Consider the following 13,349-nt stretch of genomic DNA (forward strand, 5'->3'; position numbering starts at 1 on the left):
AGGAGACCGATTTATATGGAAAAGAAAGAATTTCACATTGTAGCAGAAACAGGAATTCACGCACGTCCAGCTACTTTATTAGTACAAACTGCAAGCAAATTTAACTCAGATATTAACTTAGAATACAAAGGTAAATCTGTTAACTTAAAATCAATCATGGGCGTTATGTCTTTAGGTGTTGGTCAAGGTTCTGACGTAACAATCACTGTTGATGGTGCTGACGAAGCTGAAGGAATGGCAGCAATCGTTGAAACATTACAAAAAGAAGGATTGGCTGAATAATGTCTGAGATGCTAAAAGGGATTGCCGCAAGTGATGGCGTTGCTGTTGCTAAAGCTTACCTGCTAGTTCAACCTGACTTGTCTTTCAACAAAACTTCCGTAGAAGATACTGATGCAGAAGCAACTCGCTTAGACGATGCTTTAGCAAAATCTACTGAAGAGTTGCAAGCAATTCGCGACAAAGCAGCTCAAAGCCTTGGTGAAGCAGAAGCGCAAGTTTTCGATGCTCATTTAATGGTTTTATCTGACCCAGAAATGGTTGGTCAAATCAAACAAAATATCCAAGACAACAAAGTCAATGCAGAAGCTGCCTTGAAAGAAGTTACGGATATGTATATTGGTATGTTTGAAGCAATGGACGATAATGCTTACATGCAAGAGCGTGCAGCAGATATTCGTGACGTTGCCAAACGTATCTTAGCACATTTATTAGGTGTGACTCTTCCAAATCCTTCAATGATTAACGAAGAAGTAATCGTGGTTGCCCACGACTTAACACCTAGTGATACTGCACAATTAGACCGTACGTATGTTAAAGCCTTTGTGACAGACATCGGCGGACGTACTTCTCACTCAGCAATCATGGCTCGTTCGTTAGAAATCCCTGCAATCGTTGGTACAAAAGAAATTACTGACAAAGTAAAAGCAGGCGATATTTTAGCAGTGAACGGAATCATTGGGGATGTTATTATTGACCCAACAGATGCTGAAAAATCTGAATTTGAAGCAGAAGCAAAAGCTTATGCAGATCAAAAAGCAGAATGGGATAAACTAAAAAATGCAGAAACAGTGACAGCTGACGGCAAACATGTTGAGTTAGCTGCAAACATTGGTACACCAAAAGATTTAGAAGGCGTACACAAAAACGGCGGCGAAGCTGTTGGTTTATATCGTACAGAATTCTTATACATGGATTCATCTGACTTTCCAACTGAAGAGGACCAATACCAAGCGTATAAAGCAGTTCTTGAAGGAATGGAAGGAAAACCAGTTGTGGTTCGTACAATGGATATTGGTGGGGACAAAGAGCTTCCTTACCTAACATTACCACACGAAATGAACCCATTCTTAGGTTACCGTGCATTACGTATTAGCTTATCAGAACTAGGTGACGGCATGTTCCGTACACAAATGCGTGCATTATTACGTGCGTCTGTTCATGGTAACTTACGTATCATGTTCCCAATGGTTGCTACTTTGAAAGAATTTAGAGCAGCGAAAGCAATCTTTGAAGACGAAAAACAAAAATTAGTCAACGAAGGTGTTGAAGTTTCAAACGATATCCAAGTAGGTATTATGATTGAAATTCCAGCAGCTGCCGTATTAGCTGATAAATTTGCCAAAGAAGTAGACTTCTTTAGTGTTGGAACCAACGACTTAATCCAATACACAATGGCGGCAGACCGTATGAACGAACGCGTTTCTTACTTATACCAACCATACAACCCATCAATCTTACGTTTAATTAAAAATGTAATTGATGCAGCACACGCTGAAGGTAAATGGGCTGGTATGTGTGGTGAAATGGCGGGCGATCAAACAGCTGTTCCATTACTATTGGGTATGGGCTTAGATGAGTTCTCAATGAGTGCTACATCTATCCTTAAAACACGTAGCTTGATGAAACGTCTAGACACAACTAAAATGGCTGAACTTGCTGACCGCGCATTAAAAGAATGCGACACGATGGAAGAAGTCGTTGCATTAGTTGAAGAATATACAAAATAATTAAGTGATTATGAAAGCACATCGACAATTGTCGATGTGCTTTTTTATTGTTGCGATTCACGTATTTTTTTCTTGAAATAATAAATCGTGCTTCCCAAAATGAATAGAAAAACCAGCGTGATGCTACTCACTAGTTTCCAAGGGAAATTGGTGTGTTTTTCAGGTGGGAGGTTGACGGCGGTAGCATTGTATTTTTTAGCTTCTTTTTCTTGGATGACTAAGTGTTTTTCCCACGAATAGTCTTGATAGCCATCGTTTACTTTGATTTTTACAGTATAATTTCCAGGAACAAAAGGTTGTTCCTTTAAGTCAATCCGATAATTAAAATTTGTATTAGGGGCCATTGTTAACGACTCTTGGTGATTTTCGTAGCGAGGTTTAGCTTCTTTTTCATAATATAAAGAGGCATCGACTTGTAATTTTTTAATCATAGCCGCTTGTTTGTTTTGGAGATTCATTAATACGCGGTTACGACCGTTAGCTTGATCGGTTTTTACTTCATTTAAAGATAATTCTGGCTGAACAGGTTCATCTGTTTCACTAAGTAAGACGCCGACTACATAAGAAAAACGATTATTGATGGCCACGCCGTTTTCTGAGTGAGCAGGTTGTTCATCTGACTTTTGTTCAAAGTAGAGTCCTCCTAAAACGTACCCATTAAATGGTTTTTCCGGTAAAGTAAGCTGACATTCAACAGTCTTGGTTGAGTGTTTAGGTAGGTGGATTTCTTTTGGTAATTGCGCAATCTCATTAAAAGTAAAAGGTGCAGATGGATCTTTTTTTGTTTCAGCATGAGAATAATCTGCCAAGCCATTATCATTAGTAATCGCTGCATTGGCTGAAGCTAGCACGGTAATGTCGTTGGCTGTTTGATTCGTTAGTTCGATTTGTAGCTTTTGTGTTTGGTTTGGAGCGACACGTAAATCAAAATAACTTGTTTCTTTGGTTCGTTGATTGTCGGGTAAAATGGCTTTTACAGAAAAAGTCATTTCGCTTGCTTCTACAGAATAAGAGCCAATAAAAAATAAAAAAATGATGACGCTAATAGCATGGAGCCATTTATAAAGCTGCTGATTCATAGTGTGCACTCCTTTTTGATAATTTTTTATAAGAAGGTATTGCATGAAGTTGTTTCATGCAATACCTTGTTTGTTTTCTTTTAAAGTGGTGTATCATCCAAAATCCAAGTAAGCGTTGTTTTATATTGTTTAGCTGCAACTTTTTTCGTTGTCGCAGGAACAGTTAATTGAATGCCTTGAGCAGCGGTCGCTCCGCTACCAAAAGCTAATGTCCAAGTGCCCATTCCTGTTGAAAGAGCGGCAGTCGCCACAGGAGAAGTAGCGGCACCAGTTGGATCCAAGGTTACTGGGACCGTTAATGGCGCCAAAGAAAGTAACTGTGTTGAATTGGGTGTTGCTGCTAAAAAGGTCAAGGAAGCATTATCCAAAACAGCGGGTGTTGAATCACTTGTAGCAAATTGCGCACTCTGTTTAACTGATAATTTCCAGCCAAGATTTAGACCACGTTTGTCAGTTACTTGAACATAGTTTGGCACGCTAATTAAATCGCCAGTACTATTTTGCACTTGGTCTAGTTGTGCCGAATAGATTGCTGTACCGGCTTGAATTTGTTTTGATCCAAAATGGATATTTGAAACATAGTCAATACTAAGGGGTCCGGCTGTACCAGGTTGATGAGGATCAGCAGGATTAGGTGTCACAGGCTGAGAAGGGTTCGTCGGGTTGACAGGTGGCGTGACAGTATTATCAAGAGCAAACGTAATATCAGCGTTGGATTGAATAGAAGCGACTTGAGCTGCTTCAACTTTTGGACTATTTAAAAGCATAAGAGGCGTAGCAACGAACAAAATGCTTGAAATGCGCACGATCTTTTTCATTTTTTATTCCTTCTTTCTTGTTTATTTTTAACTTTTAAAAAAGCTAAAGCCTAATTAGAGGGGTGTATCAGAAAGAATCCATTGTAATTCGGCAGTGTAAGATTCTTTGATCGTTAAATTAAGGTCAGGAGCAACGCTTAAAAAAAGTCCATTTTGTTGGTTCCAAGGAATTTCTACATTGTTATCGTCCGTTGCGGTGTATTGATAAACTTCGGTTGCTAAAGAGGAGATAGGAAAATCACTGCCATTTTTTCGATAAATGAAAGCTTGCTGGATCGTTTTATTTGTAGAAGTTGAATGCATGGGCTGACTCTCTCTTACCAACAAATGCCATGGTGTTTTTGCAACACGACCATCGGCAATGAGGAAAGGAGCGCTGATGGTCGATGGTGAGTATATGGTTCGTTTGCTGGGAAAAGGTAAATTTTTAAAGGAAACTGTAGTTGGCATCTGCACAAAACGGAGGGTACCGTTTTTGATAGGTAAAGACTGTTCCTTAGTGATTGGCGTAATTGGCGTTCCGCCACCATCATTGCCAGTAACCGTGCTAGAAAATAAAAGAAATTGGTTTATCCATTCTTCTGTAACCGTTGCTGTATATTGTAAGGTGAATTGTGTATTGGCTTCCGTAAAATTATCTGCTGGCAGCGAATTGTGATAACTCCAATACAGCAAACCAGTGGAACTATCAGTTAAAAGTTGAAGCCCAGCTATTGGCGTACTTAAACCTGCTGCTGATTGTTTTGTTAATGTAGCAGCTGAAAGTTGGGACAGTCCTTTAGGCACCGTTGCTCGTAATTGCTGATTCATCCACGTTGCTGGTTGATTGGTTAAACGTGTGGTTAACGTAAAACGAATGATTTGACCACTTACGACAGAGTTTGCAGCTTCCCAGAGCCCTTGTGCATTTTTCTGCTCAATGATTTGCGTGACCGTTAGTTGAGGCACAGGATAAGCAACTGTTTGAGAAACAGTAGAACTGGTTAGCAAAGGCAGGCCAGTGCGATTGCTGAGCCCTTGGACCCACAAGCTGACCGTTTCTCCTCCTTGGAAAGTGGGTAAATTAGCAAATTGAAAATGGCCATTGGAATCTAAGGACGTTGTGTAAATAGAACCACCATTTATTTGTACTTTAACTTGATAGGTTCCGTTAGATGCTTGAGAAGCTTTACCTGAAAGTTGAGTTGAGCCAGCATTGGCGACTACGTTTGTGACTGGTTGGATTGACCAATTGACACTTTGGTCAGCTGAGGGGCTGCTTTGAATATAGTCGGTTGACGTTTTGGAACGAGCAAAGACAATTGTAGAGAGCGTGTCGCCATATTCTAATGGTGAAGCTAACGAGGTCGAGAAATTTCCGGCTGCATCAACAGAAATTCCCTTCACCACTATGGGGGTAGTGGTTCCATCATGGTGGTTCAAGGTTAATTGAACAGAGTAGCTATAGTTTGGGTCTTGTACTTGTTGAATGGTCCCTGTTACAGTAGTGTCCAGATGATTTGATTGAGTTAGTTTGGCTGGTGTGACTTGAGGAACGGGATAATTCCCTAAATTAAGTTGAGCTTTGCTAATTACGCCTGTTTTTGTATTATTCCCAATAATAATATTAATTGCGCCTAATCCAGTGCCAACATCTGTAAAGGTTCCTCGAATCGGATAGTCTTTGCCGTTAAGAGCAGGAGGGATTGAAATTCCTCGTTTATAAAGTGCGCCGACATCAAACGAAATGGCGGCAGACCATTTGGTTCCGGGAAGTAACACCAAGGTGCTACTTGGAAAAGTCAGATAAACAGAATGATAAGTGCTACTATAAGAGAGACTGACGCCGTTAGTTGAACTGTGAATATCTTGAGTGGCTGTTCCTGGATAACTGACAGTCCCTGTTAAAAGAGTCAGAAAATCTTGTTGCTTTAGAGTGTAGTTATCTAACTGGCTTGAAATTTCTGTAGGAAGTTGAATAGCAATAATCGGTCGATCATTAATTGCTAAGCCGATAAGTGTCACACTGTATTCATACGAAAGTGTGATAATATCTTGGTTATACGTTCCCGTGCTTAAGGTACTTTTTAAGGTGCTATTACCAACAGAAACACTAGCTGGCGTAGGTGCCATAGGTTCATCGTTTTCAGAGGAAGCATGGGTTTGCTCGGTTTCTTGTTCCACGATATCGGTTGCTTGAGTTGTTTGTTGTTCTGTTGAAACTGAAGTAAATGTTTCACTAAAAGTAGAGGCGTGAGTTGTAGGGTTCAGTGTTTCAGAATGAGCTATCAAAGGTTGAGTCAGCGATAAAAAAAGCCATGATATGATGCAAGAAAAGATTCCCCATACGAACTTATTCAAAACCATCCTCTCCTTTTTTGATATTATATGTATAATGACGAAAATATATAATGTGTAAATATTGAGTACATACATTCTATAATGGGCCATTCATAAAGTAAAGCGATTACATCCAATTGTGAACAAGATATTTTGTTCACAATCTTTTAGTGTTTTAAGAAGGAAATTTCTCGAAATTCAATGCTTTTTTAATCCGAAAAAATTAAAAAACTGATAGTTTGCTAAAAATCGAGTCTTTCTTTCACTTCTTAGCACTTAAAATATTTACATTTTCCTAGGGATAGTGTACTATTTAAAGGTATGCATAAATAAAGTTTGATGTATAAAATTAAATGTTATTCGGAGGGAAACAAATGTCTGCGAAATGGGAAAAAAAAGGCACTAATGATGGTGTATTAACTTTTTCAATCGAACAAGCAGTAATCGAAAAAGGATTAACGCAAGCGTTCAATAAAGTGAAAAAAAACTTAAACGTACCTGGTTTCCGTAAAGGAAAAGTATCACGTACTGTTTTTAACCGTATGTATGGAGAAGAAGCGTTATACGAAGATGCGTTAAACGCTGTTTTACCAGAAGCATATGAAGCGGCTGTTTTAGAAGCAGGAATTGAACCAGTAGCACAACCAAAAATTGATGTTGAAAGCATGAATAAAGGGGAAGACTGGGTTATCACTGCTGAAGTAACTGTAAAACCTGAAGTAAAATTAGGCGAATACAAAAACTTAACAGTGTCTAAACAAGACCGTGAAGTAACAGATGAAGACGTGGAAGCACGTTTGAAACGCGAACAAGAATCTCAAGCTGAATTAGTAATCAAAGAAGATGCCGCTGCTGAAAACGGCGACACTGTAGTTATCGACTTTGAAGGCTTCTTAGGCGACGAAGCATTTGAAGGCGGCAAAGGCGAAAATTACTCATTAGAATTAGGTTCTAATTCATTTATTCCAGGCTTTGAAGACCAATTAGTTGGCAAAAAAGCTGGCGAAGAAGTAGAAGTAAACGTTACTTTCCCTGAAGATTACCAAGCAGAAGATTTAGCTGGTAAAGAAGCAGTCTTCAAAGTAACTGTTCATGAAGTAAAAGCAAAAGAATTACCAGAATTGGATGATGAATTTGCAAAAGACGTTGACGATTCAGTAGAATCATTAGACGAATTAAAAGAAAAATTCCGTAAAGAATTGACAGAAGCAAAAGAAGCAGCAGCTGAAGAAGCAAAAGACGAAGAAGCAATTCGTTTAGCTGTTGAAAATGCTGAAATCGTTGAATTACCACACGTAATGGTTCACGACGAAGTTCACCGTTCAATGGATGAATTCTTAAACAACATGCAACGTCAAGGAATTTCTCCTGAAATGTACTACCAATTAACTGGTTCTACAGAAGAAGATTTACACAAACAATTTGAAGGCGAAGCAGAAACACGCACAAAAACAAACTTAGTGATTGAAGCAGTTGCCAAAGCTGAAAACATCGAAGTAACACAAGAAGACATCGATGCTGAAGTGAAAGATTTAGCAGAACAATACAACATGCCTGAAGCGCAAGTACGTAAAGTATTAAACAACGACATGTTAGAACACGATATTCGTATGAAACGTGCTGTTGAAACAATTACTGAAACAGCTGTTGAAAAATAAACATTTTTAATAAGCTCTTCATTCGATAGAGTTTTCTAAAACTGTAGATGGAAGGTGTCTTTCATCTACAGTTTTTTTCATATAAAATAACTTTTGAAAGGGTGTGTCAAAATGGATAAAAATTATTCGAAAATTAAATATGGATTAGTGGTGTTTGGCATCTTATGCTTGACGTACAATCTCTGGGAATTTTTTACGGCCAAGTATTCAACAAAACAAGGTGTGACGTTTGTTATCGAATGTTTACTTGGAATTGGTCTAATCTTTTTACCGGATCTTGTCAATAAATTTTTAAAAATTATTATGCCACCGACTATCGTTTATTTTTACTGGTTTTTCTTATTTATTTCAGTATTCCTAGGAACCTCGTTGCATATGATTTCAATCATTTCGTTCTGGGATAAAATTTTACACTTTGTTAGTCCGATGCTTTTAACTGCTGTTGGTTATGGTATTGCTGCTTTCCTATTGAAGAAAACGAAGTACGCCGATGTTTCCCCGTGGTTATTTTTATTATTTGGGTTTGCATTTGCAGGGCTTTGTGGCGTCTTCTGGGAATTCTGGGAATTTATCTGCGATTCACTAGGGAACATGAACTTACAACGCTATAATATGTCCAACGGCCGACCATTTATTGGGCGTGCTGCTTTAATGGATACGATGGGGGATTTATTTACCAATACCCTTGGGGCCTTTGTGATGGGCGTGTACACGTATATCAGAAGCAAAGGAAATCCTGAGTATTTAGAAAATTATGCGATAAAGAGAAAATAATATAGGGAAGTAAAAAAACAAGTTCTTTTAAAAGAGCTTGTTTTTTTGTATTAAATTATTAAGAATATGCGAATTTGCATTTTTAACTAATAAAATAGTTTGGTAAAATTAGAATATAATGGTTATGTAATGATTTTTTTATGTGGATGCACCCCAGTGATATGTTCTAAATACTTATCAAAAGAACAAGTAACTAGAAAGATCAATACTTTGATGACTTATTATTCTTTAATACTATAAAATTGGAAGGGAGGAAGATTAGGGAAAATAACTGCCAAAGACAACGCAACGGGGAAGTGATAAAAAAACAAAATTGGTGTATTTAAGAAAGTGAAAAAAGCAGCGTCTTATGAAAAATTGTATCTTAAAAATAATCTATTTGATTACATATACTTTTAATTTTTCAATGAGATACTTTACGAAAAAAAGAAGTGGAGTGTAGGTTGTATATGAAAGAAACTGTGAAAAAAGCAAAACAAGAAATGAAAGATAGAAGTAGACCGTATCAGATGTATGGGTTTTATTTAGCAATTCCAATAATCCTTATGGTCATTTTTATTTTTGGATTTTTAGGAGTTGAAACCAATAAATCGTGGGGCTCGGTCTTATTTGTTACTACACTTATTGCGAACATGGGAGTGAGCAAGTTAGAAAAATTGCCTAAAAGAAAATATGTTGCACCTGTACTAGTCTATGTAACGGAGGCAATAGCTGTATTCCTTTTACTTGTTTTCTTTGGTGCAATTATAGCTGGAGGGGCAAATTTTGTGATAATTGAATTAATTTTGTATGTTGTATTAGTATTAAGGATTATTACAATCATTTTTTTCTTTATTACTGCTAATGATATAAGAAAAGTTTATCCAACCATGAAACAAGAGGCCAAAGATTCACGAGCAGAATATCTAAGAGTAAAGAAGTTAGCTCAAAAAAGAATATAGTATAGTTAGTAATTCTATAATAAAAAAGCGATTCAACCATGGTTGAATCGCTTTTTTGCTGTTTTTTTAAGCAGGTACTTCGACAGGTTTTTTCAAAAGTCCGTAGACAATTCCTGAAATAATCGCACCAATTAAGATGAACAATAGATATAGTAATGGATTACTTAATAGGAAGACGACGAAGATTCCTCCATGTGGTGCCAATAATTTGATACCAAACGCACCAACCAACGCACCAGTAAAGGCAGAACCTACCACGAAACTTGGAATCACACGTAATGGGTCAGCTGCTGCAAAAGGAATTGCCCCTTCAGTGACAAAAGAAAGGCCCATTACAATATTGGTTAAGCCGGCATCTTGTTGATCTTTTGTAAATTTATTTTTAAATAAACGAGTTGCTACGAAAATTGCTAATGGAGGAACCATTCCGCCAGCCATTACAGAAGCCATGACCACGCTGCCACCTTCTGCAACAGTACTTGCTAGCGTAGCTGTACCGAAAACATAAGCAGCTTTGTTAACTGGTCCACCTAAGTCGATGGCCATCATACCAGCTAATAAGGCACCAAGTAAAGCAGCATTTGTGCCATCTAAGCCAAGTAGGAAATGATTTAACGCATCATTAATTGCTTTCATCGGGATGTTAATGACTAACATTAATAAGCCCGTAATAATCAAACCAAAAACTGGATAGAATAAAATGGTTTTAATTCCATCTAATGATTTTGGCAAGCCTTTGAAGACTTTACGTAAAAGAACCACTACATAACCAGCTAAGAAACCACCGATTAGGGCCCCAAGGAACCCAGCGCCTCCAGCGTTTGCTAACGCACCAGCGGCGAAACCAGCAACTAAGCCTGGACGATCCCCAATACTAGAAGCAATAAAACCAGCTAAGACAGGTAACATAAAGCCAAATGCTGCGCCACCAATTTGGTTAAACCAGCTAGCTACGTCATTGTAATTCCCTAAATTGGCTAATTGATCTTGAGGAACCCCGATAAATTGATCAATCATAAAGGAAAGAGCAATGGCAATTCCGCCACCAATAACGAAAGGTAACATATGAGAAACACCATTCATTAAATCTTTATAGATACGAGAACCGATTGAACCTTCCGCTGAATCCTCTTGGTCGCTTGCAGCCGAGTCACTGCCATGGAAAGTAGGAGCTTCACCACTAATGGCTAAGTTAATTAGTTCTTCGGTTTTACGAATTCCATCACTAACGGGACGATTGACTAATTTTTTACCATCAAAACGATTCATTTCTACTTTTTTATCGGCTGCGACAATTACGCCATCAGCACGAGCAATATCTTCAGCAGTTAAACGATTTTTAATTCCTTCTGAACCGTTTGTTTCTACTTTAATGTCTACGCCCATTTCTTTTGCTTTTTTCTTCAGCGCATCTTCGGCCATGTAAGTATGAGCAATTCCTGTAGGACAAGCAGTCACAGCAATAATATATTTACGATTGCTTTCTGGTGCTGGCGTTGTTTGTTCTTGTTCTGCTTTTTCTTCCGCTTCTTTTTGATCTTCTGCTGCTTGGAAAAGAGCTTGGACTGCTTCTGGAGTTTCCGCTTCTTTCAATTTGCCAACAAAGTCTGGATCGATAAGTAATCGAGAAAGGGCCGCAAGCGCTTGGAGATGTGTATCATTAGCGCCTTCTGGGGCAGCAATCATGAAGAATAGATAAGTAGGTTGTCCATCTAGTGCTTCATAATCAACACCTTTTTTACTTTTAGCAAAAAGAACTGTCGGTTCTTTTACGGCACTATTTTTTGCGTGAGGCATAGCGATGCCGTCGCCTAAACCAGTCGATGTTTGTGCTTCGCGTTTTAAAATTCCTTCTTTGTAAGTGTCAATGTCAGATATGCGGCCACCATCGTATAATTTTTGGACCATTTCATCAATCGCGCCTTTTTTATCAGTAGCTTGTAAATCCATAATCATGACATCTTTTATTAATAAATCATTAATGTTCACTCTATTTTCCTCCCTTAGTGGATTTATTCTGAAATTTTTTCAATTGTTACTTCGTGAATAAGTTCTTGGATAAAATCTTCTGAGGCTAAATCATCAGAAAATGCGGTCGCGCTACCGCAAGCGACACCCCATTTGAAAGCCTCTAAAGGATCTTGTGTTTTTGAAAAGTTGCCAATAAAACCAGCAATCATTGAGTCGCCAGCGCCGACAGAATTTTTCAGTGGACGTTTTAAAACGTTGGAACGATAAACACCTTCTGTTGTGAAAAGTAATGCACCATCACCAGCCATTGAGATAATTACGTGTTGTGCTCCTTCTTCTAGTAACCGATGTCCATAAGGTAAAATGTCTTCAACACTTGTAAAGGTTGTATGATATAATTCTGCCAACTCATGATTATTTGGCTTGACCAATAAAGGCTTTTGTGACAAAGCGTTCATTAAATCTTCACCTGTCGTATCAATAACAAATTCTGCGCCTTTTTCCTTCACAATTTGGATTAACTCTTCGTAAAATCCTTTGCGTAGAGAAGCAGGTGTACTTCCTGAAAGAACAACAATATCACCAGCCTGAACACGACTAACTGCTTGTTTTAGTTCTTGAATTTCTTCGTTTGTTAGAGCAGGTCCTAAGCCGTTAATTTCTGTTTCAGTATCTGATTTCAATTTAATGTTGATTCGTGTATCAGCAGACACGGGAGTGAAATTCGTTTGGATTTCTTCTTTTTTCAACCAATCAGCAATGAATGAGCCTGTAAAACCACCTAAAAAACCTAAGGCAGTGGATTCTGTCTCCATACGTTTTAAGATACGTGAAACGTTGATTCCTTTGCCGCCAGGTAATTTAAAATCATTCGTCATCCGATTTAAATCACCAATTTGTAGATGATCGACATGAACGATAAAGTCGATAGAAGGGTTTAAAGTCACTGTGTAAATCATTTGTTTGCCTCCATTAAAATAGTTTTTTGCTGGAATCCTTGAAGCGATTCAGCAGGGCAGTAGTCAGTTAGTAAAGTAACTGACTCTAATTCTTCCACTTTGGTAAACGTTACTTCATTAAATTTTGTATGATCCAGTAAAACATAGGCTGTTTCTGCTTGATGAATAGCCAAGGCTTTTAGCGCTGCTTCTTCGGGATCAGGCGTTGTTAAACCAAACTCTAAATGTGCGCCGTTAGTTCCTAAAAAAGCTTTGTTAAAACGAAAATGTTGTAGCTGTTCCATACTAGTGGCACCAATGATTGCTTTAGTGGAGAGCTTCAAAGTACCACCAAGCATAATAGTGGGAATTTCCATGTCGCTAAGTTTTGCAGCATGATGTACGGAATTCGTCACTACATGGATTTGTTTCCCAACTAAAAAAGGGATCATTTCTAACGTGGTTGAACCAGCATCTAAATAGATCATATCGCCATCTTGTACACAACTAGCGGCTAAAGAAGCAATCTTTTGCTTTTCGTGCGTGTTTTTGATTGATTTTTCCGTCATGTTTTGTTCAAAGCCTAAATTAAGAATACGCTTAGCTCCGCCGTGAATGCGTTCTAACAAATTGGCGTCTTCTAATTCTTGTAAATCGCGGCGGATTGTGGATTCTGAAGCATTGAATAAGTTAGCAAGTTCTTGTGATTTGACGACTGATTTTTGATCTAACAATTGTAAAATTTTTTGATGTCGTTCTTCCGTAAGCATTTTCATCCCTCATTTCATGGATATAATAGCACAAATGAAAACGCTAATCAATCTAAAACGGTCAAAAACATT

General features: G+C 38.1%; 11 protein-coding genes. 5 read left to right on the plus strand and 6 right to left on the minus strand.

Annotated features, from left to right (window positions below; translation table 11 throughout):
• Positions 1-15 precede the first annotated feature (15 nt).
• The gene (locus tag IGL86_RS02290) at positions 16-282 is read left to right on the plus strand and encodes a phosphocarrier protein HPr (protein ID WP_002355551.1); all 267 of its coding nucleotides are present in this window, start codon (positions 16-18) and stop codon (positions 280-282) included.
• Complete coding sequence (gene ptsP, locus IGL86_RS02295) at positions 282-2,009, plus strand: phosphoenolpyruvate--protein phosphotransferase (RefSeq protein WP_002361251.1); 1,728 nt, start codon at positions 282-284, stop codon at positions 2,007-2,009. Before IGL86_RS02290 ends, ptsP begins: the two co-directional genes overlap by 1 nt.
• 44 nt (positions 2,010-2,053) lie before the next feature.
• On the opposite strand, the gene IGL86_RS02300 is transcribed toward ptsP, so the two are convergent.
• The 3 genes from IGL86_RS02300 to IGL86_RS02310 are packed head-to-tail and all read right to left on the minus strand — an operon-like array spanning position 2,054 to position 6,336.
• Complete coding sequence (locus IGL86_RS02300) at positions 2,054-3,133, minus strand: DUF916 and DUF3324 domain-containing protein (protein ID WP_033625960.1); 1,080 nt, start codon at positions 3,131-3,133, stop codon at positions 2,054-2,056.
• A 35-nt stretch (positions 3,134-3,168) separates the two neighbouring features.
• Positions 3,169-3,906, minus strand: coding sequence for a WxL domain-containing protein (locus tag IGL86_RS02305; RefSeq protein WP_002358689.1), 738 nt, complete (start codon positions 3,904-3,906; stop codon positions 3,169-3,171).
• 54 nt (positions 3,907-3,960) lie between these two features.
• Positions 3,961-6,336, minus strand: coding sequence for a hypothetical protein (locus IGL86_RS02310; protein WP_033625958.1), 2,376 nt, complete (start codon positions 6,334-6,336; stop codon positions 3,961-3,963).
• Between the two features lie 263 nt (positions 6,337-6,599).
• Here IGL86_RS02310 and tig point away from each other — a divergent pair, with 263 nt between their 5' ends.
• The 3 genes from tig (at position 6,600) to IGL86_RS02325 (ending at position 9,598) form a co-directional block, all read left to right on the plus strand.
• Entirely contained in the window at positions 6,600-7,883 is a 1,284-nt protein-coding gene (tig, locus tag IGL86_RS02315; protein ID WP_002355556.1) for a trigger factor, read from the plus strand.
• A gap of 111 nt (positions 7,884-7,994) precedes the next feature.
• Entirely contained in the window at positions 7,995-8,657 is a 663-nt protein-coding gene (locus IGL86_RS02320) for a hypothetical protein (protein ID WP_033625956.1), read from the plus strand.
• A gap of 449 nt (positions 8,658-9,106) precedes the next feature.
• Positions 9,107-9,598, plus strand: coding sequence for a hypothetical protein (locus IGL86_RS02325; RefSeq protein ID WP_025191303.1), 492 nt, complete (start codon positions 9,107-9,109; stop codon positions 9,596-9,598).
• Positions 9,599-9,664: 66 nt separating this feature from the next.
• Here the strand turns inward: IGL86_RS02325 and IGL86_RS02330 are convergent, their stop codons facing one another.
• The 3 genes from IGL86_RS02330 to IGL86_RS02340 are packed head-to-tail and all read right to left on the minus strand — an operon-like array spanning position 9,665 to position 13,277.
• Positions 9,665-11,587 (minus strand): PTS fructose transporter subunit IIABC, encoded by a 1,923-nt coding sequence (locus IGL86_RS02330; protein ID WP_002382993.1) that lies wholly within the window; start codon positions 11,585-11,587, stop codon positions 9,665-9,667.
• 23 nt (positions 11,588-11,610) lie between these two features.
• Entirely contained in the window at positions 11,611-12,528 is a 918-nt protein-coding gene (gene pfkB / locus IGL86_RS02335) for a 1-phosphofructokinase (protein ID WP_002363177.1), read from the minus strand.
• Positions 12,525-13,277: a DeoR/GlpR family DNA-binding transcription regulator gene (locus IGL86_RS02340; protein WP_002389626.1), complete on the minus strand. Its 753-nt coding sequence runs from the start codon at positions 13,275-13,277 to the stop codon at positions 12,525-12,527. Before IGL86_RS02340 ends, pfkB begins: the two co-directional genes overlap by 4 nt.
• Between the last annotated feature and the right edge of the window lie 72 nt (positions 13,278-13,349).

It is taken from the genome of Enterococcus sp. DIV0774 (assembly GCF_050539095.1).
Classification (GTDB): Bacteria; Bacillota; Bacilli; order Lactobacillales; family Enterococcaceae; genus Enterococcus; species Enterococcus faecalis.

Excerpts from the sequence above, each read along its gene's own strand:
- IGL86_RS02310 (WP_033625958.1), bottom strand. The coding sequence starts at position 6,336 with ATGGCCCATTATAGAATGTATGTACTCAATATTTACACATTATATATT.
- pfkB (WP_002363177.1), bottom strand. The coding sequence starts at position 12,528 with ATGATTTACACAGTGACTTTAAACCCTTCTATCGACTTTATCGTTCAT.
- ptsP (WP_002361251.1), top strand. The coding sequence starts at position 282 with ATGTCTGAGATGCTAAAAGGGATTGCCGCAAGTGATGGCGTTGCTGTT.
- IGL86_RS02340 (WP_002389626.1), bottom strand. The coding sequence starts at position 13,277 with ATGCTTACGGAAGAACGACATCAAAAAATTTTACAATTGTTAGATCAA.
- IGL86_RS02290 (WP_002355551.1), top strand. The coding sequence starts at position 16 with ATGGAAAAGAAAGAATTTCACATTGTAGCAGAAACAGGAATTCACGCA.
- IGL86_RS02320 (WP_033625956.1), top strand. The coding sequence starts at position 7,995 with ATGGATAAAAATTATTCGAAAATTAAATATGGATTAGTGGTGTTTGGC.
- IGL86_RS02325 (WP_025191303.1), top strand. The coding sequence starts at position 9,107 with ATGAAAGAAACTGTGAAAAAAGCAAAACAAGAAATGAAAGATAGAAGT.
- IGL86_RS02300 (WP_033625960.1), bottom strand. The coding sequence starts at position 3,133 with ATGCAATACCTTCTTATAAAAAATTATCAAAAAGGAGTGCACACTATG.
- tig (WP_002355556.1), top strand. The coding sequence starts at position 6,600 with ATGTCTGCGAAATGGGAAAAAAAAGGCACTAATGATGGTGTATTAACT.
- IGL86_RS02305 (WP_002358689.1), bottom strand. The coding sequence starts at position 3,906 with ATGAAAAAGATCGTGCGCATTTCAAGCATTTTGTTCGTTGCTACGCCT.